The sequence below is a fragment of the Streptomyces sp. NBC_00433 genome (assembly GCA_036015235.1).
Classification (GTDB): Bacteria; Actinomycetota; Actinomycetes; order Streptomycetales; family Streptomycetaceae; genus Actinacidiphila.
Map to the genome: position 1 here is coordinate 5651462 of CP107926.1, position 22996 is coordinate 5674457.

Sequence of the window (22996 nt, forward strand, 5' to 3'; positions counted from 1 at the left end):
CAACACCAGGCACAGCGACACCAAGCACCGCGTCGGCAATTAAGGAGCGGAAATGGACTACCTCGGCATCGATCATGTCGAGTTCTACGTGGGTGACGCGCGCCAGGCGGCGTTCGTCCTGTGCTCCGCCTTCGGCTTCCGCCTCCTGGGGCAGGGCGGTCCCGAGACCGGCCTGCCCGGCCAGCGCAGCCTGCTGCTGGGCCAGGGCGACTGCCGGGTGCTGCTGACGTCGGGCCTGCTGCCCGACCACCCCGCGGTGGACTACGTATCCCGGCACGGCGACGGTGTGGCCGTGATCGCCTTCGGCACCAGCGACGCCAAGTCCTCCTTCGCCGCGGCCGTCGCGGGCGGCGCGACCGCGATCGACGCACCGCGGACGTACGACGGCAAGGACGCCTCCGTGCGGACCGCGACCGTCTCCGGCTTCGGCGACGTCATGCACCGGCTGGTCGAACGGCACGGCACGGAAGGGGACTTCCTGCCCGGCGCCGTCGAGATGCTGGACGGGCCGCCGCCGGCGGCCGAATCGGACCTGCTGCGGACCATCGACCATGCCGCGGTCTGCCTGGAGGCCGGCACCCTGGACGCCACCACCCGCTTCTACCAGCAGGCCTTCGGCTTCGACCTGATCTTCGAGGAGTACATCGAGGTCGGCGGCCAGGGGATGTTCTCGCAGGTGGTGCAGAGCCCCGGCGGCGGCGCCACGCTCACCCTGATCCAGCCGGACCTGAGCCGCTCGCCCGGCCAGATCGACGACTTCCTGGCCTGGCACGCCGGCCCCGGCGTGCAGCACCTCGCGCTCAGCAGCCAGGACATCGTCGCCGCCGTCGACGCGCTCGGCGAGCGGGGCGTCGGCTTCGCGCCCACCCCGGCCAGCTACTACGGCTCGCTCGACGGCCGGCTCGGGGCCGTCGACCTGCCGGTGGAGCGGCTGCGGCCGCGCGGCATCCTCGTCGACCGCGACCACTGGGGGCAGATGTACCAGATATTCGCCAAGTCCCTGCATGTGCGGCGGACCTTCTTCTGGGAGCTGATCGAGCGGCACGGCGCCCGCACGTTCGGCACCAGCAACATCCCGGCGCTCTACGAGGCCAAGGAGCGGGAACTGGCCGCCGTCCGCGAGACCACCCAGGCAGGCCTGTGATGACGACGACCCACGACGCGAACCCCTTCACCCTGACCCCCGCCGAGGCCGCGCTGCTGCCGGACGAGGACGACGTCGCCTTCTACGCCCAGCACGGCTGGTACCTCACCAGGAAGCTGCTGGCCGACGAGGAGGTCGACGAGCTGGTCGCCGCCAGCGAGCGCTACTACGCCGGCGAGCGCAGCCGTACGCTGCCGGTCCGCCCGCCCCGGCTGGCGGCCTGGCAGCCCTCCGACGGACCCGTCCAGCGCCACAACGACTACGTGCACGTCGAGAGCGACCCGCTCGCCCGGATCCTGCGCAAGCCGCTGATCGGCGCGGTCGCCGCCCGGCTGGCCGGCGCGGCGGAGATCCGGGTCTTCCAGTCGACGCTGATACTCAAGCCCGCCGTCGACGGCGAGCCGAGCAACATCGTGCCCTGGCACTTCGACAAGCACTACTGGTCGACGTCCACCTCGGAGCGCATGCTCACCGCCTTCATCCCCTTCCACGACTGCGGCGAGGAGATGGGCACCCTCACCGTGGTCGACGGCAGCCACCACTGGAAGGAGACCGGCAGGGACGACTCGATGACCCGGCATTTCGCCGAGCGCGACAAGGCCGACCTGGAGCGGGTGCTCGCCGAGAACGCCGCCTACAACGGGGCCGAGATCCGCAAGGTGCCGCTGGTCATCCCCAAGGGCCACATGAGCTTCCACCACTGCCTGACCTACCACGGCAGCGGCCCCAACCGCAGCGGCCGGCCGCGCCGCGCCGTCTCCCTCCACCTGCAGGACGGCGACAACGAATACCGCCGCTTCCCGCTGAGCGGCGGCGGCGAGGCCGCGTACAACCACGACGTCCTGGTCCGGCGGCTGCCGGACGGCCGGCCCGACTACGCCGACCCCGACTACTGCCCGGTGCTGTGGCGCGCGCCATGACCGCAGCCGACCTCTACCGCACGGTCGCCCTGATCCGCGGCTTCGAGCAGCGGGCCGTCGAGCTGGTGCGCACCGGCGTGATCAGCGGCGGCATCCACCCCTGCACCGGGCAGGAGGCCGTCGCCGCCGGCACGTGCGCCGCGCTGCGCCCCGACGACGTCATCACCAGTACCCACCGCGGCCACGGGCACGTCCTGGCCAAGGGGGCGGACCCGGCCAGGATGATGGCCGAGCTGGCGGGCCGCACCACCGGGCTCAACCAGGCGCGGGGCGGCTCCATGCACGCGGCCGACTTCGGCGCGGGCGTCCTCGGGGCCAACGCGATCGTCGGCGCCGCCGTGCCGATCGCGACCGGCGCGGCCTGGGCGATGCGGCAGCAGGGGTCCGACCGGGTCGCGCTCGCCTACTTCGGCGACGGCGCCGTCAGCCAGGGCGTGGTGCTGGAAACCTTCAACCTGGCCGCGCTGTGGCGCGTCCCGGTCGTCCTGGTCTGCGAGAACAACGGCTTCGCGACCTCCATGCGCCCCGCCGACACCATGGCCGGCTCGGTCCTCGGCCGCGCGGCGGCCTTCGGCATCCCGGCGAGCGCGGTGGACGGCATGGACCCGCAGGCGGTGCTCGACGCGACCGCCGAGGCCGCCGACCGCGCCAGGTCGGGCGGCGGCCCCACGCTGCTGGAGTGCGTCACCTTCCGCTTCGACGCCCACCACACCTGGGAGCACACCGCCCGCCCCCGCTACCGCACCGACGACGAGGTGGCGGCGGGCCGGGCCCGCGACCCGCTGGAGATCCAGGGCGCCCGCATCCCCGCGGCCACCCGCGCCGCGATCGACGCGGAGACGGCGGCGCTGCTGGACGAGGCGGTGCGCTTCGCGCTCGACAGCCCGCACCCCGACCCGGCCGGCGCCCTCGACCACCTCTATGCCACCGGGATGCGGCCCAGGGCGGGGGCGCTCTGATGCCCAACCTCTCCTACCTCAAGGCGCTGAACCGCGCCATCGGCGACGAGATGGAACGCGACCCGGCCGTCTGCGTCCTCGGCGAGGACATCGGGGTCGCGGTCACCTACGCCACCGCCGGGCTGCTCCGCCGCTTCGGCCGCGACAGGGTGCTGGACACGCCCATCTCCGAGCAGGCCTTCACCAGTTTCGCGACCGGTGCGGCGATGGCCGGGATGCGGCCGCTGATCGAGTTCCAGATCCCCGCGCTGCTCTTCCTGGTCTTCGAGCAGATCGCCAACCAGGCGCACAAGTTCTCGCTGATGACCGGCGGCCAGACGCGGGTGCCGGTGACGTACCTGCTGCCCGGGTCCGGCTCCCGGGACAGCTGGGCGGGCCAGCACTCCGACCACCCGTACAGCCTGTTCGCGCACGTCGGCGTCAAGACGGTGGTGCCGGCGACGGCGTCGGACGCCTACGGCCTGCTGGTGACGGCGATCAGGGACGACGACCCCGTCGTCGTCTTCGCCCCCTCCGGCGCCCTGGCCTCCCGCGAGAACATCGACTTCGACGCGCTGGCCCCGGTGCCGCTCGGCTCGGGCCGCGTCCACCGCTCCGGCACCGACGTGACCGTGGTGGCGGTGGGCCACCTCGTGCACGACGCGCTGGCGGTCGCGGACGACCTGGCCGGCTCGGTGTCGGTCGAGGTCTTCGACCCGCGCTCGCTCTACCCCTTCGACTGGCAGGGTCTCGCCGCGTCGCTGGAGCGCACCGGGCGGCTGGTGGTGGTCGACGACTCCAACCGCACCTGCGGCATCGGCGCGGAGATCGTCGCGACCGCCGCGGAGGAGATGCGCCTGACGGCGCCGCCGCGCCGGGTCACCCGGCCCGACGGCGCGGTGCTCCCCTTCGCCCGCGAGCTCGACCTGGCGTGCCAGCCGACCCGCGGGCAGCTGCGGGCGGCCGTGGAGAAGGCGGTTGGGGTCTGACATGACAAGGCGATACGAAGGAGGAACGCTGTGACCGGCAGCAACATCCGGGCCAGACTGGCCGCCGACCCCGAACTCGGCGCGGGCAATGTGCTGCCCAAGCTGTTCGAGCACGGGGCCGACCCGGAAGGGCCGGGGGCCGCCTTCGACACCCCGGTCGACGGGCTTCCCGCCTGGCAGCAGCTCAGCCTCGGGCAGTTGCGCGAGCGGGTGGCGGCCAGGGCCGCCTGGTGGCACGAGCACGGCATCGGCCCGCGCGACCCCGTCGCGATCCACGTCTCCGACGCGGCGGACTGCCTGCTGAACTTCCTGGCACTGGCCTGGCTCGGCGCGATCCCCGCGCTCATGAACACCTACCTGCCCGGCGACATCGCCGCCGAATACATCCGGCGGCTGCGCGGTGTCGCCCTCGTCACCGACGCCGAGCACCGCGAGCGGCTGGCCGGCCACGACCTCGGCCTCACCGTCCATGCCGACGCGGCCGAGGTCGGCACCGCGGACCCGGCCGCCGCTCCCGCGCCCTACCGCCACCACCCCGACGACCCGATCGCCATCACCCACTCCTCGGGCACCACCCGGATGCCCGCCGCGGTCGTGCACTCCAACGCCAGCCTCTTCGCGGCCACCCGGCTCTTCCGGCTCTCCGCGCCGCGCGCCCGTGGCGCGGAGCGGATACTCAGCGCGCTGCCCGCCGCCCACGCCGCCGGCATCTCGGCGCTGAACATGGCGCTGTGCCTGCGCAGCGACCTGCTCCTGCTGTCCACGCAGAACGACGGACCCGCCGTGGTGCGGGCCATCGAGCGCTGGCGGCCGAGCGGCGTCCTCGGATTCGCCGCCACCTGGGCCCAGTTGGCGCGGCAGGACCTGACCGCGCACGACCTGGACTCGGTGTCGCTCTGGTTCAACACCGGCGACTGCGCCCACGAGCCGCACATCCGCCGCCTCGTCGCGGCCGGTTCGCGCGAGACCGCCACCCGCGAGGGGGTGCGCCGCGCCCCCGGGTCCAGCTTCGTGGACGGCCTCGGCTCCACCGAGATGGGCCACTCCGCCTTCCACATCACCCACACCACGGCGACCTCGCGCTACGGGCGCTGCGTCGGGGTGCCCCACGGCTTCGCCGAGGTCGCGCTGCTCGACACCGACACCGGCGAGGAGGTGCCGGTCGGCCAGGTCGGCCAACTGGGTCTGAAGGCACCGACGCTGGCGCCCGGCTACTGGAACGACTCGGCGGCCACCTACCGCAACCGGATGCGCGGCTACTACCTCACCGGCGACCTGATGTACCGCGACGAGGAGGGCTACTACTTCCACGTCGACCGGGCCGTCGACGCCGTCGACCTCGGCGGCGGCGAATGGCTCTACACCGCCATGTCCGAGGAGCGCATCCTCGCCCGCTGCCCCGACGTGCACGACTGCACGGTGGTCTCCGCCGAGGTCGGCGGCCGCGTCGTCACCGACGTCCTGCTCGCCCTGCACGCCGACGCCGACCCCGGCCTGGACCGTACGCCGGCGGTCCGCGCCGCACTGACGGCCGCCGCCGCCGCGACCCTGCGCAGGGTCGTGCTCATCTCCGAGGCCGACCTGATCACCGGGCCGACCGGCAAGGTCCGCAAATTCCTGATGCGGCAGCGGCATCGCGCCGAGACGGCAGGGGTGTGACATGCCAGAACCGGACGACAAGCAGGTCACCGAGCCCGCGGTCACCGAGCGGGTGACCGTCGACTTCGCAGGCGAGGGCGAGGGCGAGGACGAGATGTCCTGGGGGATGTGGGAGATCTGGTCCGCGATGGGCCGCCAGCAGAGCGCCCTGCCGATCGGCGGCCGGGCACCGCTCGACCCGGGCACGACCGTCGCCGACCTGGCCGAGGAACTGCGCTACCTGATGAGCCGCTTCCAGGCCATGCGCACCCGGCTGCGCTTCGACGCCGAGGGCCGCCCCACCCAGCGGCTCTTCGCCGAGGGCAGCACCGCGCTCGACGTCTACGACGCCGCCCCGGACGCCGACCCCGACGAGGTCGCCGCCGCGGTCGAACAGCGCTACCGGGACACCGAGTTCGACTTCGTCGACGAGTGGCCGGTCAGGATGGGCGCGGTAAGGCAGCACGGCAGGCCCACCCACCTGGTCACCGTCATGCACCACCTGGTCACCGACGCCATGGGCGGCGCGGTCATGCTCCGCGAGGTCAAGGCGCGCGAGACCGCGCCGGTGGCCGGCATGCAGCCGCTCGAACAGGCCAGATGGCAGCAGTCCCCGGCGGGGCAGCGGCACAGCGACCGGGTGCTGCGGCACTGGGAGAACGTCCTGCGGTCCGTCCCCGCCCGCCAGTTGCCCGGCCCCACCGACCCGCGCACCCCGCGCCACTGGGGCGCCGAATTCCGCTCCCCGGCGCTGAACGCGGCCCTGCCGTCGATCGCCGCACGCACCGGCGCGAACTACTCGGCCGTCCTGGTGGCCCTCTACGCCCTCGGCCTGTACCGGGCCACCGGCATCAGCCCCGCGGTGGTCAGGCCCGTCGTCAGCAACCGCTTCCGGCCGGGTCTGGCCGACGTGGTGTGCATGCTCGCCCAGGCGGGCGTCTGCGTCCTCGACGTGGAGGGCGCCACGCCCGAGGAGGTGGTCGAGCGGTCCCGGCGCGCGGGCATGTCGGTCTACAAGCACGCCTACTTCCACCCGGGCCGGCTCGACGAACTGACCGCGCGGATCTCCCGCGAGCGCGGCGAGGACGTCAGCGTGGGCACCTACTTCAACGACCGCAGGGCCCCGGTCGCGCTGGCGGACATCCAGCTCCCGGACCCCGAGGAGCTTGCCGCGACACTGCGTGCCGCCCAGGGCGCCGGCAGCTTCCGCTGGTTCGTCAAGCAGGACACCCAGATCGAGCGCTTCTTCGTCCACGTCGACGACATCCCCGAGGGCGTGGGCTTCGAGATCCGCATCGACACGCACTTCATCTCCCCGGCGGACGCGGAGGCCCTCGCCTGGGAGATGGAGGCGGCGGCGGTGGAGCTGGCGCTGGGCTCCGAGGGGGTCGCCGCTGACGTGACCGCCGCCGACCTGGCCGTCGAGGTGAGCCGGTGACGGCGCTGGCGGCGGTGTCGGCGTATCTGCCGGAGGGCAGGGTGCCGATCGAGGAGGTGGCCGCGCGGCTCGGCCTGAGCGGGATGCAGGCCAAGATATTCCGGCGCTACCACCGGCTCGGCGAGGTCGCCCTCGACCCGCACGGCGGCTTGGCCGACCTGCTGCGGGGCGCGCTCACCCGGCTCGACGGGCTGCGCGGCCAGGAGCACCGGGTCCGCTACGTCCTGCACGCCAGGACCTTCCCCACGGTCGTGCCCTATCCGCACGATCCTGTGCGGGAGTTGTGCGAGGAGTTCGGGATCGGCCATGCCGCCGTCTTCGCGGTCGGCCACCACGCCTGCGCGTCCGGCCTGCTCGCCGTCGACGCTGCGGGGCGGCTGCTCGCCGCCGACGGCGACCGCGACGGGCTCGCCCTCGTGCTCACCGGGGAGAAGGCCTTCACCCCGGAGGCCCAACTCGTCCCCGAGACCTCCCTCTTCGGGGAGGGCGCCGCCGCCTGCCTGGTCTCCGCCGCCGGGGAGCGGGACCGGCTGCTCGCCTACGCCACCGACCCGCGCGGGGAGTTCGACACCGACGACCAGGAAATGGCCCTGGAATTCCAGCGGGTGTACGCCGACACGCTCGCCGCCGCCGTCACGGCCGCCGTCGGCCGGGCGGGCCTCACGATCGACGAGGTCGGGGTGATCCTGCCGCACAACGTCAACCGCGTGGCCTGGCACCAGGTGTGCCGCACGCTCGGCTACCCGCGCGAGCGGGTCGTGCTCGACAACGTGGCGGCCACAGGCCACGTCTTCTGCGCGGACGGCTTCATCAACTACCTCACCGCGCGCGACCGCGGGCTGCTGCGGCAGGGCGAGCCGTACGTGATGGCGGCCGCCGGCGCCGGGCGCGGCGCCACCTTCTCGGCCATGGTCTTCGCACACTGAACCCGGGCCGGGCCACCGCCACCACCGACCACCCACCACCGCCACCGAAGGGACCACCGATGACGGAGCAGGACACCGCCCCGAGCGTCGCCGCCGACCCGGCGCTGCGCGACCGCCTGGTCGACAGCATCCGCGACCTCCTCCCGCACGTGCTCAAGCGCGAGGTCGCCGGGGTGACGGCGGACACCGAGCTGATGGAAGCGCTCGGGCTGAGTTCGACCACCGGCCTCGAACTCGTCCTCGAACTGGAGGAGCGCCTCGAACTGGAGATCAGCGTCGAGGAGTTGGGCCGCGACGACTTCGGCACGGTCGGCTCGCTCGCCGACTACGTCGCGGGAAACCTGCTCACGGAAGCGTGATGATGCGCACCTTCGTGCCTTACGGCGGCCCCGCCGACGAGGTCCCCGCCGGCTGGGGGATCCGCCGGGCGGTCCGGCTGGCCTTCCCCGAACCTGCGGCGCTGGCCGCCGACCCCGTCCACACCGAGCGGCTGCGCGTCTACCTCACCGACCTGCTCCGCCCCTACGGCATCGCCCTGGACGCCGGCGCTTCGGCCGGCGCGGGCCAGGCGTACGGCGAGATGGCGGAGGCGCTCATCGAGCGGGCCGTCCCCCCGGGCGAGTCCGTCGACCTGCTCGTCCTCGCCTACTCCGTCCCCGACATCGCCCCCGGCCGCGCCACGACCACCCGCCTGAGCCACGTCTGCCCCGGCAACCCGATGGCCTTCGCGGTCACCGACCAGGGCGCGGCCGCCCCCTTCACCGCGCTGCGCCTGATCCGCGCCTACGCGGGCCGGCTGCGACGCGCGCTGCTGCTGGTCGTGGAGCAGCCCTCGCTGCCCTACGCCCCCGGCGTCCCGGTCGCCCTCCCCGCCACGTCCTCGGGCGTGGCGATCCTCCTCGGCCCGCCGACCCCGGGCACCCCCACGACCCCCCTCGGCCCGGTGACCACCGGCCGCGCCTCCGCGGCGGAGGCAGGCGCCGCCTTGTCCGCGCTGGTCAACGGGGCGGACGCGCCGGCCGACCCCGCCGCCCCCGCGACGGTGGTCCTCGGCTCGGCGCTCGCCGCCCAGGCCCCGCTCCTGCCCGCCGCCCACCGGGTGCTCACCGCCACCGCGGGCCGCCCCACCACCGGCGTGTGGTGGGAACTTGCCGCCGAGCTGTCGACGCCGTCCGGCGAACCGGCCCCCCTGCTCCTGGCCGACCACGACCCGCTCTCGGGCACCCTGTCCGTGGCCGCCCTCACCGCGGCCGCCGAGGCGCTCCCCGCCGCGGCGGCCGCCGGGAGCGCGCGATGACCGCCCCCGCGCGGCGCGTGCCGCCGCCGCAGGGTCGGGCGCCCGAGCTGCGCCTGCCGCCGCCCCAAGGCCCCGCACCGGCGCGGCATGTCCCGCCGCCGCGAGACCCGGCCCCCGTGCGGGTCGAGGACTACCGGCGCATCGCGCGGCGGCGGCTCGGCCGGCCGGTCTGGGACTTCATCGACGGCGGCGCCGAGAGCGAGCGGACCGTCGCGGCGAACCGGCGTGCCTTCGGGCGGGTCACGCTGCGGCCGCGCGTGCTGGTCGACGTGTCGCGGTGCGACACCGCGACGGAGCTGCTCGGCGCGCGGGTGGGGACGCCGATCGCGGTCGCGCCGACCGCGTATCACCGGCTCGTGCACCAGGACGGCGAGGTCGCCACCGCCGAGGGCGCCGGTGCGGCCGGGGCGCTGTTCGTGGTCAGCATCTACGCCAGCCGCACCCTGGAGGACATCGCCGCCGCGGCGGCGGGCCCGCTGTGGATCCAGCTCTACTGGCTGCGCCGCCGCGAACTGCTCGCCGAACTCGTCGCCAGGGCGGCCGCCGCGGGCTGCCGCGCGGTCGTACTGACCGTGGACGCGCCCCGGTTGGGGCGGCGGCACCGCGACGCGCGCAACGGCTTCGCCCTCGACCCCGGCATCCGGGCCGCCAACCTGGACGCGGCCCTGATGACCGCCGCCCACCTGCCCGCCGCCGGGCGCTCCGCGCTGGCGGAGCACGCGGCCGAGGCCGTCGACCCGTCCGTGACGTGGTCCGACCTCGCGTGGCTACGGGAGCGCAGCGACCTGCCGCTGGTGCTCAAGGGCGTCCTCACCGCCGAGGACGCCGCAGCGGCGGTGGCGCACGGCGCCGACGCGATCATCGTGTCCAACCACGGCGGCCGCCAACTCGACCGCGCGAGCGCCAGCCTGGACGCGCTGGCCGAGGTGGTGGCCGCGGTCGGGGGCTCGTGCCCGGTGCTGCTGGACGGCGGGGTGCGCGGCGGCACCGACGCCTTCGCCGCCCTCGCGCTGGGGGCGAGCGCGGTGCTGCTGGGCCGGCCCGTCCTGTGGGGGCTCGCGGCGGACGGCGCCGCCGGGGTGGCCGGCGTCCTCGGCCTGGCCACCGAGGAGTTGGCCCACACCATGGCGCTGGCCGGTCGGCCGGACCTGGCGTCGATCGACAGATCAGCGGTCACGCTGAGAGCGGAGGCACGATGACGTTCGAGCTGCGACGCGACGACCTGCACGCCTCCGTCTCCGACCCGGAATCCGCGTCGATGAACTTCCTCAACGAGGTCGCCGCCCGCTTCCCCGACGCCATCTCGCTCGCCGCGGGCCGCCCCTACGACGGCTTCCACAGCACCGACGAGCTGCCCCGCTACCTCGCGGGCTACCTCGCCCACCTGGAGGCGCTCGGCCTCACCCACGAGCAGCGGCAGCGCCAGCTGCTGCAATACGGGCGGACCAACGGCTACCTGGGCGCGCTCATCGCCCGCATGCTCGACGTGGACGAGGACATCTCGGTGCCCGAGCAGGCGGTCATGGTCACCAGCGGCTGCCAGGAGGCCATGGTCATCGCGCTGCGCGGCCTGTGCGCGCGGCCCGGTGACGTGGTGCTGGCGGTCGACCCCTGCTACGTCGGGCTCACCGGGGCGGCCCGGCTGCTCGGCGTCGAGGTCGTGCCGGTGCCGGAGTCCGCCGACGGGCTCGACCCGGAGACGGTGCCCGCGGTGGTGGCCGCGGTGAGGGCCAGTGGGCGGCGGCCGCGCGCGCTGTATGTGGTGCCGAGTTTCGCGAACCCGTCGGGCGCGTCCATGCCGGTGGCGGCGCGGCGGCGGCTGCTTGAGGTCGCCGAGGAGGCCGGGCTGCTGATCCTGGAGGACGACCCCTACGGCCTCTTCGGCCTGGACGACGAACCCCGGCCCACGCTCAAGGCGTTGGACACCGGCCGACAGGTCGTCTACCTCGGCTCGTTCGCCAAGTCCTGCTTCCCCGGGGCCCGGGTGGGCTTCCTGGTCGCCGACCAGACGGTGGTCGCCGCGGACGGCGGGCGGGCTTTCCTGGCCGAAGAACTGTCCTCCGTCAAGAGCCTGTTGACGGTCAACACCTCGCCGGTGGCGCAGGCGGTCATCGGCGGCTTCCTGGTCGAGGCCGGGTGCAGCCTGCGGGCGGCGGCCAAGGAGAAGATCGCCTTCTACCGGGGGAATCTGCGTATCCTGCTCGACGCGTTGGAGCGCAGCTTCGGCGACGACCCCCGGGTGCGCTGGAACGCCCCCGCCGGCGGCTTCTTCGCCGTGGTCGACGTGCCGCTGACAGCCGACGAGGCGATGCTGGAGACCTCCGGCCGGGACTACGGGGTGCTGTGGACCCCGATGAGCTTCTTCTACGGACCCGGGTCCGGCGGCGGCCGCCGGTCGATCCGGCTGTCGTGCAGCGCGCTGCCGCCGGACCGCGTCGAGGAGGGTGTGCGCAGGCTGGCCGAACTGGTCGGGGACCGGGCGGTGCCGGCGTGACGGACCTCGTCGAGGTGTGGCTGGTGGCCGACCGGCGCCCGGACTGCGCCCTGGACGGGCTGCTCGCCGTGCTCGACGCGGACGAGCGGCAACGCGCCGAGGCCTACCGCTCGGCCGACGACCGGCGCCGCTTCGTGCTGGCGCACGCCGCCCTCCGCCACGTCGTCGCCGGGCGGCTCGGCGCACCCCCTGCCGAGATCCGCTGGGCGCGCGGCCCGCACGGCAAACCCGAACTCACCGGTCCCTGGCGCGGGACCGAGGTCAACCTCTCCCACTCCGGCGACGTGGCGATGGTCGCGCTGGCCGCCTACCGCCGCGTCGGCGTCGACGTCCAGCGCGTGCTCCCGCACCTGGACGCCGCCGCGATGGCCGCCCGCTACTTCCCCCCGGAGGAGGCCGCCGCCATCCGCGCGACCCCCGACCCCGCGACCCGCGCCACCCTCTTCGCCCACCTCTGGTCCCGCAAGGAGGCCCTGACCAAGGCCCACGGCGGCCGCCTGACCCAGGGCCTGCGCATCCCGGTGACGCCATCGTTCGGGCAGGCGGCCGGCTCGGGCGCCTACGCCCCGTACGCCGACGGTCCGCGGGCGGACGGCCCGTACGTCGACGGTCCGCGGGCGGACGGCCCGTACGCCGACGGGCTACCCGCCACCGGCCCGCTCGCGGACGGCCCACGTACGGACGTGCGGTGCGCGGCCGGTCCGGCGGCCGACGACCGGCACGCGGCTGTCCCGTCCGCAGACCGCACGCCGCCGCCCCGGCACCCCGACGACGCGTGGGCCGGGGGCTACCGCATCAGCGACGTGCCCGCCCCGCCCGGCTACCGGGCGGCCGTCGCCCTGTCCGGGCGGTCGGACTACCGGGTGACCTGCCACCGATGGACCTGGCCGGTCCCGGCGCGGTGAAGCCACCGCGCCAGTGTCGCGCGCAGGCGCGCGTCACCCGTCGCACGCGGCGGCGTACGCCCGGCCCCACGCCGACCCCGACCCCGCCCGACCCCCACACCCCCCGGAGGTACCCGGTATGCCGCTCGATCCGCAGATCCAGGCCCTGCGCGACCAGCGCGCCCGCAGCGGCGAGGCGCCGCTCTACATGCTCACCGTCGAGCAGGCGCGGGCCGCCGACCTGGCCGCGATCCAGGCGGCCGGGGGGAGCCCGCGGGCCTTGCACAGCGTCGAGGACCGGAAGATCCCCGGGCCCGACGGCGTCCTGCCCGCGCGGGTCTACCGGCCGAGCGGTGAACGGCGACTGCCGGTGCTGCTCTACTACTTCGGCGGCGGCTGGACGCTCGGCAGCATCGACACCGCCGACGTCCTGTGCAGGACGCTGGCTGCGGAGGCCGGGTGCCTGGTCGTCAGCGTCGGATACCGGCTGGCGCCGGAATTCCCGTTTCCCGCGGCGGTGCACGACTGCCATGCCGCCCTGCGCTGGGTCGCCGCCCATGCGGACGAGATCGGCGCCGACCCGGCGCGGCTGGCGGTCGGCGGCGACAGCGCGGGCGGCAACCTCGCGGCCGCGGTGACGCTGCTCGCCCGGGACCGGGGCGACATCGGGCTGGCCGGACAGCTCCTGGTGTACCCGAACACCGACCAGCCGGCCGACGCCGCCTCGGCGCGCGACAGCGAGAGCGCCGACCCGTACCTCTTCAACCACCACTCGGTGGCCTGGTACGCCCGCCACTACCTGCGCGACCCGGCCGACGCCGCCGACCCGCTGGCGTCACCGCTGCGGGCCGCCGACCTGAGCGGGCTGCCGCCGGCCCTGGTCATCACCGCCGAGTACGACCCGCTGCGCGACCAGGGCGAGGCGTACGCGCGGCGCCTCGCGGAGGCCGGCGTGGCGGTCGAGGCCACCCGCTACCCGGGCATGGCCCACGGCTTCTTCGCCATGGCCGGCGCGGTCGACGCCGCCACCACCGCCAACCTCCAGGCGGCCCGCCACCTGCGCCGCTGGTTCGGGCTGCCGGACAGGCCCTAGCTAGTCGCCCAACCGCGAGGCGAGCCAGGCGAGTTGGCGGCGGGTGTGCAGCGCCTCGCCGCCCTCGTGGTGGTTGAACGGGTAGACGTGGACGGTACGGTCCGCGCGCCCGGGGCGGGCCGAGCCGTAGTGGTTGCAGGCGGCGAAGACCGTGCTGGGCGGGCAGACCGTGTCGCGCAGGCCGACGCCGACGTGGACGGGGGCGGTGGCGCGGCGGGCGAAGAGGACGCCGTCGACGTAGGACAGGGTGCGGCGGACGTCGGCCTCCGCCTCGCGGTTCACGGCGAGATAGCGGACGATCTCGCCGTACGGGTCCGCGTCCGTGATGTCGATGGCGCGCTGGATGTGGCACAGGAAGGGCGCCGAGACCATCAGCGCGGCGAGGTCCGGGACGAGGCCGGCGACCGCGAGCGCCAGGCCGCCGCCCTGGCTGTTGCCCACCGCGGCCACCCGGTCCCGGTCGACGCCCGGGAGCGCGCGGGCCGCGGTGACGGCGCGGACGGCGTCGGTGATCAGGCGGCGGTAGTAGTAGTCGTGCGGGGAGCGTATGCCGCGGGTCGCCACGCCGGGGCCGCCGGGGGCGCCGCCGCCCGGGTCGGGGGTGTCGCCGCCGTTGCCGTACAGGTCGCCCTGGCCGCGGCTGTCCATCAGCAGGTGCGCGTAGCCGGCGGCGGCCCAGGTCAGCCGCTCGTGCGGGAGGCCGCGGCCGCGGCCGTAGCCGAGGTATTCGACGACCGCGGGCAGCGGGGCGCCGGCGCCGCGGGGGCGGGTGAACCAGCCGCGCACGGGCTGGCCGCCGTAACCGGCGAAGGTCACGTCCCAGGTGTCGACCAGGCTCAGGCCCGCGTCCACCGGTGTGACGTCGACGAGCACCGGCGCGGCGTCCGACTGCTTCAGGGTGCCGGCCCAGAAGGCGTCGAAGTCGTCGGGCTCGGGCACCGCGGGGGCGTACCGCTCCAGCTCGGCGAGCGGAAGGTCGAACAGGGCCACAGGTCCTCCATCGGGTGCGTGCCGCGCGTGCGGGATCGGACGGGAAGCGCTCAGCAGGAAGCGGGGAGCACGAAGCGGGGTGCGGGAAGCCGCGCGGATCAGCGGCCCGGTCTGGGCGGCGCGGTGCTCTCCCGGACGATCAGCTCCGTGCCCAGGTCGATGCGGCTGCTCCGCACCTCGACGCCGGCCGCCAGGTCGAGCAGCATCCGGGTCGCGGCGCCCGCCATGTCGTGCAGCGGCTGGTGGACGGTGGTGAGCGGGGGCTCCGTCCACGCGGCGACCGGCAGGTTGTCGTAGCCGACGACGGACAGGTCGCCGGGCAGTTCGAGGCCGAGGTGCCGGGCGGCCCGCAGGACGCCCATGGCCTGCGCGTCGGATCCGGCGAAGATGGCGGTCGGCGGGTCGGGGAGCCGCAGCAGCTCCATGCCGTGCTCGTAGCCGGCGTCGAGGTAGAAATTGCCGTGCCGGACGAGTCCCTGGTCCATCGCGAGGCCCGCCTCGTCGTGCGCCGAGCTGAATCCGGCCACCCGGGCGCGGCTGCACAGCAGGTCCTCGGGGCCGGCGATGACGGCGATCCTGCGGTGGCCGAGCGCCAGCAGGTGGCGGGCGGCGATCAGGCCGCCGTTCCAGTTGTTGGAGCCGACGGTGGGGACCGAGGCGGGGGTCGCGCTGTCGGTGTCGACGGCGACGAAGGGCACCCGCTGCCTGCGGAGCTTCTCCTGCTGGGCGGGCGTGAGCCCGCACTGCACCAGCAGCACGCCGAGCGGCTGCCGGCCGACGATCAGGTCGAGCCAGGTGTCGGAGGGGCGGTGCCTGCCGCCCATCTGGGTGAGCACCAGTTCGACCCCGGCGGTGGCCGCCGCGCGCTCGACGCCGCGGATGATCTCCATCGCCCAGGCGGAGTCGAACTCGTGGAAGACCAGGTGGATCTGGCTGGTCGTCTCCGCCGGGCGCCGGGTCCTGCGGCGGTAGCGGTGCCGTTCGAGGCTGGCCTCGACCCGCGCCCTGGTGTCCGGCGCGACGTCGGGGCGTCCGTTGAGCACTTTGGAGACGGTCGCCACCGACACGCCGACCTCGGTGGCGATGACGGCGATCGTCGCGGCGCGCGGCCCGCCGGCTGGAACGGAACTGGTCAAGGGGTCAGCCCTACGCTGCTGGGTCGGCTGGGATGTCGAAAGTTTCGGCCTTCGTGAGGAAAACGGCTGAACCGAACTGGCGGCCAGGCGGTGAATATACGCCACGAGGCGGGCTCCGGCCAGGCTGAAAACCCGCTGTCAGGTCTCTTGACACCCTTTCTGTCACGTCCCTAGGCTGCCCGACACGTTAAGCAAGAGTTTCGAAAGTTTCGACTCCGCCCAGCCCCGGCCCCGCCCCCACCGACCGGACCAGGACCGGCCGGCACCGGACGTAAAGGACCATCACTGTGCGTATCGCCGTCCCGAACCAGCCCGCAGGACAGCTGACGGACGCATGGCGCTTCTGCGTCGGGACCGGCCGGTTCGATCTCGCGCTGCGCCGCGATTACCAGGACTCCCTCGCGCTCGTCCAACAGGACATCGGCTTCCGGTACATCAGGGGCCACGGCCTGCTGAGCGACGGCATCGGCATCCACCGGCCCTACGAGCACCAGGGCGAACGGCGGGTACGGCACTCCTTCGGCTATGTCGACCAGGTCGTCGACGCCTATCTCGACCTGGGCATCAAGCCGTTCGTGGAGCTGGGCTTCATGCCCTCGACGCTGGCCTCCGGCGACCAGACCGTCTTCTGGTGGCAGGGCAACGTCACCCCGCCGCGCGACTGGCGCGAATGGGCCGACCTGGTGGGCGCCACCGTCAGGCACCTCGTCGACCGCTACGGCCTCGCGGAGGTGCGCACCTGGCCGATCGAGGTGTGGAACGAGCCCAACCTGAAGGACTTCTGGGCCGGCGCCGACCAGGACGCCTACCACCGCCTCTACGAGGTCACCGCGAACGCCGTCAAGGACGTGGACGCCGAACTCCAGGTCGGCGGGCCCTCGCTGGCCCCCGGCTACCAGCCCGAGTGGCTGACCCGCTTCGCCGACTTCGTCGCCGGCAGCTCGGCGCCCATCGACTTCGTCAGCCGGCACGCCTACACCTCGGGGCCGGCGCAGCAGGTGCCCTTCGGCACCCACCAGACGCTCGGCCCCGCCTCGTCCCTGCTGGAGCAGTTCGCGGCGCCACGCCAGCAGCTGCACGGCACCGACCTGGCCGAACTGCCGGTGCACATCACCGAGTTCAACTCCTCCTACCGTCCCGACAACCACATTCACGACACCGCGCTGCACGCCGCCTACCTGGCACCGGTGCTCGCGGCCGGCGGCGACCTGGTCGACTCCTTCTCCTACTGGACCTTCAGCGACGTGTTCGAGGAGGTCGGCATCCCCACCGCCCTCTTCCACGGCGGCTTCGGCCTGCTGACGCACCGCCAGATCAAGAAGCCGACCTACCACCTCTACGCCTTCATGGCCCGCCTGGGCGACACCGTGCTGGCCCGCGGCGACGACCACCTGGTCACCCGCCACCCCGACGGCCGGATCGCCGTCCTGGCCTGGGCCCCCGTCGACGTCACCGGGGGCGAGGGCGTCGGCACGCACACCGTGCGGCTGTCCGTCCCGGTCGGCGGCCCCGGCGACTCGGCCGTCTACGCCCAGCGTTCCTCCGTCGCCGAGGACGCGGGCAACGCGTATGCCGCCTGGTGCGAGATGGGGCGCCCCGCCTCGCCCTCCCGGCGCGCGCTCGACGCGCTGCGGGAGGCCGCGGAGCCGGCCCGCAGCCACCACTCGCTGCCGGTCGCCGGCGGCCGGGCCGACTGCGACCTGGTGCTCGGCCGGCACGAGGTCACGCTGCTCGAACTGACACCCGTCCACGACGAGACCCCGCCGTGGTGGGACGAGAGCCGGCTGCTCGGCCTGACCCCGCGCCCGGCCGAGCCCGTCTGAGTGCCCGCGGGGCGCGGGCGGCCCCGACCTGCTGACCGGTGAACGCATCGTGCCGGGCCGTCCCTTCGGCCCGGACGCCTACGGGGTGCGGGTGCTGCGCGAGAACGACTGAACCCGCGCCCTGACCCAGGACGCCGCCGCTCCTCGTCCGGAGGGCGGCGGCGTCCGCCGTTTCGCACCGCCCGCTACGGGATGCGCCGCCCGTGTGCGTCCGGCACGCCGGACTTCCGCAGGAAGTAGGCGTTGACCTGGTCCCGCCACTCCTCCGCGCACCGCACCTGCTCGTCCAGGCGGTCGAGCACCCGCGCGTGCAGGGCCGCGTCCACCAGGCCCGTACCGGCCAACCCCCGCCAGTGCGCGCGCATGTGCGCCGCCTCGTCGGCGCCCGCGAAGTGCGTGTCGTAGATGTGCTGGACCACCGTGGCACCCGAGTGCAGCACATGCCCGTACGGCACGTGGTGGAAGAACAGCAGCAGTTCGTCGGGGCACCGCTCCGCCGACTCGTAGACCTCCGACCAGGGCCGCGGGTACTGCCCGGTGTAGCCGGTGCCCGTCGCCCGGGTGCGGTCCACGCCGATGCCGTCGCGGTCGGCGTAGTGGTAGGTGCCCCACGGGGTGTACTCGTAGCCGTCCACGTCAGGGCCGTAGTGGTGCCCGGGGCGCACCATGAAGCCGACGCCGAGCGGCGCGGTGTAGCGCTCGTACGTCCGCCACGAGCCGTCCATCATCGAATGCAGCACCCGGCGCAGCGGCGCCGGGTCGCGGGACAGCAGCGGCACGAAGGTCAGGTCGATCCACTCGTCCAGCAGCGCGACCGGGTCGGCGCGGGGGTCCCAGGCGAGCCGCCCGAAGGCGTAGAGGTTGGCCTGCGCGAGCGGGTGCCCGGTCCAGTACGGGTCGTCGCCGACGTTGGACACCGCGACCAGGCCGCCGCCCGCGGCGGGGCCCGCCGCCAGCGCCGCGACCGTACGCCCGTCGCCGTCCTCGCCCCACGGCCGGAATCCGAGGACCTCGCTCCACATCGGGCCCAGATAGCAGACGTGTCGCTGCTGCCCGGTGTATTCCTGCGTGACCTGCAATTCCACCGCGAGCCTGGTGGCCGGTATCGCCGCGATCACCGGCGAGACCGGCTCGCGGGCCTGGAAGTCCATCGGGCCGTGCTTGACCTGGAGCACCACGTTCGCGGCGAACTCGCCGTCCAGCGGGGCGAAATGGTCGTAGGCCGCGCGCGCCCGGTCCGTCGACCGGTCGCGCCAGTCCTGCGTGTGGTTGTAGACGAAGGCCCGCCAGTGGACCTCGCCGCCGAAGGGCGCGAGCGCCTCGGCGAGCATGTTGGCGCCGTCGGCGTGGCTGCGCCCGTAGGTGAAAGGCCCCGGCTGGCCCTCGGAGTCGGCCTTCACCACGAAACCGCCGAAGTCCGGTATCGCCTCGTGGACCCGGGCGGCGGCCTCGCCCCACCACGCCCGCACATCGCCGTCCAGCGGGTCGGCGGTCGGCAGCCCGCCGAGCAGCACGGGCGAGGCGAAGTTGACCGACAGGTGCAGCCGGATGCCGTACGGGCGGAAGACGTCCGCGAGGTCGGCGACATCGCCGAGCCGCTCGGTCAGCAGCCGCGTCTCCGCGGTGTGCACGTTGACGTTGTTCACCGACACCGCGTTGATCCCGGTGGCCGCGAGCAGCCGCGCGTACGCCCGCACCCGCGGCAGGTCGCCGCGCGGGCCGCCGTCGCGCCAGAAGATCGACCCGCCCGCGTAGCCGCGCTCGACATGGCCCATCACCGGGTGGACGTCGAGGTTGTCCCAGTGGTCCAGCATGCGGGTGCGCATGGCGGGGCGGTGGGCCGCGGCGGGGACGTCGCCCCCCTCGGCGCCGCTGCCCTCGAAGGCCGACTCGCCGAGCCGCACCACGTGGAAGAGGCCGTAGAGCAGCCCGGCCGGCGCGTCGGCGAGCACGACGGTGACACCGCCGCGCCGGGCGAGCAGGAAGCCCTCGTCGCCGAGCGGGCCCTCCGCGCTGCCCGCCGGCACCTGCGCCGCCTCGGGCAGCGCGGGCTCCGCGCCGGTCAGCGCGAGGACCAGGTCGTAAGGCCCCGCCTCGTCGCCAGGCTCGCGCCCCACCCGGCCCCCGTAGGCGGCACAGGCCCGCGCCACCTCCGCGTGCACCGTCCCGGCCAGTGGCCCGGCCCCCTGCACCAGGATCCGGCGGGAGCCGAGCGCCCGGAAAGCCTCGGACGGCAGCCAGGCCGCGTGTACGTCGGTCGTCACGTCCATGCTCACGGAGATTCCCGCCTCACTCGCCTGCCCGGCCGTCGTGGCGCCGGCCCGCAGCCGAATCTACAGAGGAGGAATAGGCAGGTAAACGCCCAGGTCATCACGGGTGTGAAAAGTCTGCGGCAGCGAAATGTTTCGAGGCTCCGGTATTCGCGCGGGTGACTTACGGACCGGTTTCTCCGAGTGCGGGAATTCCGCCGGGGCGGCGCCTTCGCCGGCCGTCAGGGGCCGCCCCCGATGGTCACCACGCGAGCCCAGTCGGGCGGAGCGCCCCGGGTGTAGAAGACGGTGTCGTCGTCGTACGGGCGGGTGGTGGGGGCGCGGCGGAAGAGGCCGACGACGGTCCTGCACGACGGGCGGGCCTCGGGCCACGGAGTGTGCCCGTCGGTCAGGGCCACGACGACGTCGGGGGCGGGCCGCGAGCGCAGGGCCCTGGCGAAGCCCTCGCGCAGGTCCGTACCGCCGCCGCCGACCAGCGGGATGCCTTCCGCGCTGCACAGCCGGTGCACCTCCCCGGCCGCCGCGTCGCAGGACAGCACGCTCACCAGGTCCCTGCGGCCGCCCACCGCCCGCGAGATGGCGGCGACTTCGAGCAGCGCGCTGCCCAACTCGTCGTCGCTGACCGACCCCGAGGTGTCGATGACCACGCACACCCGGGGCGGCCTGCGCCGCAGGCTCGGCAGGACCGCGCCGGGCACGCTCGCCGAGCGGCGCGACGGCCGGCCGTAGCTGTAGTCCTCGCCCGCGCCGCCGGCGGAGGCCGCCGAGCGGATCGCCGCACCCAGCAGGTCCCGCCAGGGCTGCGGCGGATGGAAGGCCTCCTCCGCCCACCGCCGCCACGACTCGGGCGCGTCGCCGGGACGGGCGTTGATGCCCTGCGCGACCCGGAAGCGCACCGCGTCCCGCTCCTGCGGGGTCAGCCCGTGCGCGCCGTCAGGACCGAGGTCCCACTCCCGGGCGGCCCCGTCGACGCCGCTGCCGCAGTCCAGCCAGGCCAGCCGCTCGGTGCGCGGCCCGAGCCGGATCTGCCGCAGGTAGTCCTCCATCAACTCGCCCTCGCGCAGCCCCAGCAGGCGCGGCGTGACCGCCCCTTTCGGCTCGGCCAGGCCCTCGCCGAAGGCGTCGTCGTTGATCTCGCAGTCCGCCGCGATGTTCATCCGCAACCGCTCGGCCGGCCCGGTCAGCCCCTCCTTGCGCGCGACCCGGTCGCCGCGGCCGTGGTGGTCGCGCAGCAGATGCGACACCTCGTGCACCCAGACCCCCGCCAGCTCCTCGACCGGGGTGATGTCGACGAAGACCGGTGAGGCGTAGCACCGCCAGTGCCGGTCGACGGCCATCGTCGGCACCGCCCGCGAGGCGACGGCATGCAGGGCGAAGAGGGCTGACGCCAGGTAGGGCCGGGAGCGGGCGGCGTAGAGGCGGGCGGTGAAGAGCTTGTCGAAGTCGAGCGCGGGCGGGGCGGCGTCGGCGCGCCTCGGGCGGGGCACGGGGGAGCGCGGCCTGCGGATGTCGCGGGGGGTGGGGAAATGGCGCGAGGCCGTCGGGGGGCCGTCTGCGGCCGAGGGCGGCGGGGGCGTGCGGGCGGGGCCGTGGGAGGTCGGGCCCCCGTCTTCGGCGTCCCTGGACGGGGGGATCGTGCGGGCCGTCATCGGGTGGCCTTCGACGTCTGGGCGACCCGGGCCGCGGTGCGGTCGGCGCGGCGGGACATCGTCACGGCCCCGGCGAGGCGCTCGATGGACGCCGGTACGGCCCAGTCCTCGCGCCGCAGGGTGGCCAGCGTCGTCGCGGGCACGACCACCAGGTCGGGGGCGCCGGTCTCCAACGCTCTCACCAGCACCGCCCATGCCGCGTCCCAGCGCTCCCGGTCGGGCCGCTCCCGCACCGCCGCGACCACCCCGTCGAGCACCGCCTGCCGCAGGTCACCGCGCTCGGGCAGCACCGCTCCCGCCGGGTCGGCGAGCAGCGTCTCGGGGTCGGGCAGGTCCATCCGGTCGAGCCCGGCGAGCAGTTCGAGCCCGGGGCCGTCCCCGACCGTGCCGCGTACCAGCAGCGACAGCACCTCCCGCGAGGAATCCGCAGCGGTGGCGAAGGCGATGAGCCGCAGCGTCATCTCCCAGCTCCTCGGCGACGGCCAGGCACCGCCCCTGCGCGCCTCGCCGGCGGGCAGCCGGTGGACGAGTCCGGGCCGCGCGGTCAGGAACCCGCACACCGCCCGGCGGGCGAAGGCCACGGCGTCCGCCAGGCCGTCGGACCCGAGCCGCGGCAGCGTCGCCCGCGGCCACGTACCGCCGAGGCCGCGGACGACGACGTCGTGGTCGTGCGTCCACTGGAGGTGGACGAACCGGTTGGCCAGCGGCGGGCTCAGCTCCCAGCCGTCCGCGGCCGAGGACCGCGGATTGGCCGCCGCCACGATCCTTACTCCCGGCGGCAGTCGGAGCGCGCCGATCCGCCGCTCCAGCACCAGCCTGAGCAGCGCGGCCTGCACGGCGGGCGGCGCGGTGGACAGCTCGTCCAGGAACAGCAGCCCGCGCCCCGCCCGGACCAGCCGGACCGCCCAGTCCGGCGGGGCCATCGGCACGCCCTGCCCGGCGGGGTCGTCGCCGACGACGGGCAGCCCGGAGAAGTCGGACGGCTCGTGCACGCTGGCGATCACGGTGGTGAGGGGGAGTTCGAGTGCCGCGGCGAGCTGGGTGAGGGCCGCGGTCTTGCCGATGCCCGGCTCGCCCCAGAGCAGCACCGGCAGGTCGGCGGCGACCGCCAGCGTCAGGGCCTCCAGCTGGATGTCGGGCCGCGGTTCCGTGGCCGTGTCGCCGAGCAGGGCGAGGAGGTCGGCGGCGAGGTCGAGTTGGGAGGTGGTGGTGGAGGTGGAAGTGGTACATGTCGGCATATGTGGTCACCTTGGGTTCGTGGCGGGCCGCGCGCGGGCGCGGCGGGGCGGACGTCGGGGGCCTTCGTGGCTCAGCGGGTGGACCGGCTCAGCGGGCGGACCGGCTTGGTGGGTGGACCGGCTTGGTGG

19 protein-coding genes are annotated in these 22996 nt (G+C 74.6%); 14 read left to right on the top strand and 5 right to left on the bottom strand.

What is annotated here, in order from left to right; all coding sequences use genetic code 11:
- Positions 1–52: 52 nt before the first annotated feature.
- From hppD to OG900_24230, 13 genes are all read left to right on the top strand, one after another.
- A complete protein-coding gene (hppD, locus tag OG900_24170; protein WUH92899.1) occupies positions 53–1144 on the top strand; it encodes a 4-hydroxyphenylpyruvate dioxygenase in 1092 nt (363 codons plus the stop codon).
- Positions 1144–2064 (top strand): phytanoyl-CoA dioxygenase family protein, encoded by a 921-nt coding sequence (locus OG900_24175; protein WUH92900.1) that lies wholly within the window; start codon positions 1144–1146, stop codon positions 2062–2064. Before hppD ends, OG900_24175 begins: the two co-directional genes overlap by 1 nt.
- Positions 2061–3023: a thiamine pyrophosphate-dependent dehydrogenase E1 component subunit alpha gene (locus OG900_24180; GenBank protein WUH92901.1), complete on the top strand. Its 963-nt coding sequence runs from the start codon at positions 2061–2063 to the stop codon at positions 3021–3023. Before OG900_24175 ends, OG900_24180 begins: the two co-directional genes overlap by 4 nt.
- Positions 3023–3991, top strand: coding sequence for an alpha-ketoacid dehydrogenase subunit beta (locus OG900_24185; GenBank protein WUH92902.1), 969 nt, complete (start codon positions 3023–3025; stop codon positions 3989–3991). The genes OG900_24180 and OG900_24185 overlap by 1 nt, the downstream gene beginning before the upstream one ends.
- A gap of 30 nt (positions 3992–4021) precedes the next feature.
- Positions 4022–5650, top strand: a complete 1629-nt coding sequence (locus tag OG900_24190; protein WUH92903.1) for an acyl--CoA ligase — start codon at positions 4022–4024, stop codon at positions 5648–5650.
- Between the two features lies 1 nt (position 5651).
- The gene (locus OG900_24195; protein WUH92904.1) at positions 5652–7067 is read left to right on the top strand and encodes a condensation domain-containing protein; all 1416 of its coding nucleotides are present in this window, start codon (positions 5652–5654) and stop codon (positions 7065–7067) included.
- A complete protein-coding gene (locus OG900_24200) occupies positions 7064–7993 on the top strand; it encodes a 3-oxoacyl-ACP synthase (GenBank protein ID WUH92905.1) in 930 nt (309 codons plus the stop codon). The genes OG900_24195 and OG900_24200 overlap by 4 nt, the downstream gene beginning before the upstream one ends.
- A gap of 59 nt (positions 7994–8052) precedes the next feature.
- Complete coding sequence (locus OG900_24205; GenBank protein ID WUH92906.1) at positions 8053–8352, top strand: phosphopantetheine-binding protein; 300 nt, start codon at positions 8053–8055, stop codon at positions 8350–8352.
- A complete protein-coding gene (locus tag OG900_24210) occupies positions 8352–9290 on the top strand; it encodes a hypothetical protein (GenBank protein ID WUH92907.1) in 939 nt (312 codons plus the stop codon). Before OG900_24205 ends, OG900_24210 begins: the two co-directional genes overlap by 1 nt.
- Positions 9287–10489, top strand: coding sequence for an alpha-hydroxy-acid oxidizing protein (locus tag OG900_24215; GenBank protein ID WUH92908.1), 1203 nt, complete (start codon positions 9287–9289; stop codon positions 10487–10489). Before OG900_24210 ends, OG900_24215 begins: the two co-directional genes overlap by 4 nt.
- The gene (locus tag OG900_24220) at positions 10486–11784 is read left to right on the top strand and encodes a PLP-dependent aminotransferase family protein (GenBank protein ID WUH92909.1); all 1299 of its coding nucleotides are present in this window, start codon (positions 10486–10488) and stop codon (positions 11782–11784) included. Before OG900_24215 ends, OG900_24220 begins: the two co-directional genes overlap by 4 nt.
- Positions 11781–12689, top strand: a complete 909-nt coding sequence (locus OG900_24225) for a 4'-phosphopantetheinyl transferase superfamily protein (protein ID WUH92910.1) — start codon at positions 11781–11783, stop codon at positions 12687–12689. The genes OG900_24220 and OG900_24225 overlap by 4 nt, the downstream gene beginning before the upstream one ends.
- Positions 12690–12807: 118 nt before the next feature.
- A complete protein-coding gene (locus tag OG900_24230; GenBank protein WUH92911.1) occupies positions 12808–13761 on the top strand; it encodes an alpha/beta hydrolase in 954 nt (317 codons plus the stop codon).
- On the opposite strand, the gene OG900_24235 is transcribed toward OG900_24230, so the two are convergent.
- Both OG900_24235 and OG900_24240 read right to left on the bottom strand, forming a co-directional pair.
- Positions 13762–14751, bottom strand: a complete 990-nt coding sequence (locus tag OG900_24235) for an acetylxylan esterase (GenBank protein WUH92912.1) — start codon at positions 14749–14751, stop codon at positions 13762–13764.
- A gap of 98 nt (positions 14752–14849) precedes the next feature.
- Entirely contained in the window at positions 14850–15887 is a 1038-nt protein-coding gene (locus tag OG900_24240; protein ID WUH92913.1) for a LacI family DNA-binding transcriptional regulator, read from the bottom strand.
- 287 nt (positions 15888–16174) lie between these two features.
- Here OG900_24240 and OG900_24245 point away from each other — a divergent pair, with 287 nt between their 5' ends.
- Positions 16175–17710: a xylan 1,4-beta-xylosidase gene (locus OG900_24245; protein WUH92914.1), complete on the top strand. Its 1536-nt coding sequence runs from the start codon at positions 16175–16177 to the stop codon at positions 17708–17710.
- 185 nt (positions 17711–17895) lie between these two features.
- On the opposite strand, the gene OG900_24250 is transcribed toward OG900_24245, so the two are convergent.
- The 3 genes from OG900_24250 to OG900_24260 form a co-directional block, all read right to left on the bottom strand.
- Positions 17896–19980, bottom strand: a complete 2085-nt coding sequence (locus tag OG900_24250; GenBank protein WUH95898.1) for an alpha-glucuronidase — start codon at positions 19978–19980, stop codon at positions 17896–17898.
- 221 nt (positions 19981–20201) lie between these two features.
- Positions 20202–21467, bottom strand: coding sequence for a VWA-like domain-containing protein (locus OG900_24255; GenBank protein WUH92915.1), 1266 nt, complete (start codon positions 21465–21467; stop codon positions 20202–20204).
- A gap of 158 nt (positions 21468–21625) precedes the next feature.
- Complete coding sequence (locus OG900_24260; protein ID WUH92916.1) at positions 21626–22867, bottom strand: AAA family ATPase; 1242 nt, start codon at positions 22865–22867, stop codon at positions 21626–21628.
- Between the last annotated feature and the right edge of the window lie 129 nt (positions 22868–22996).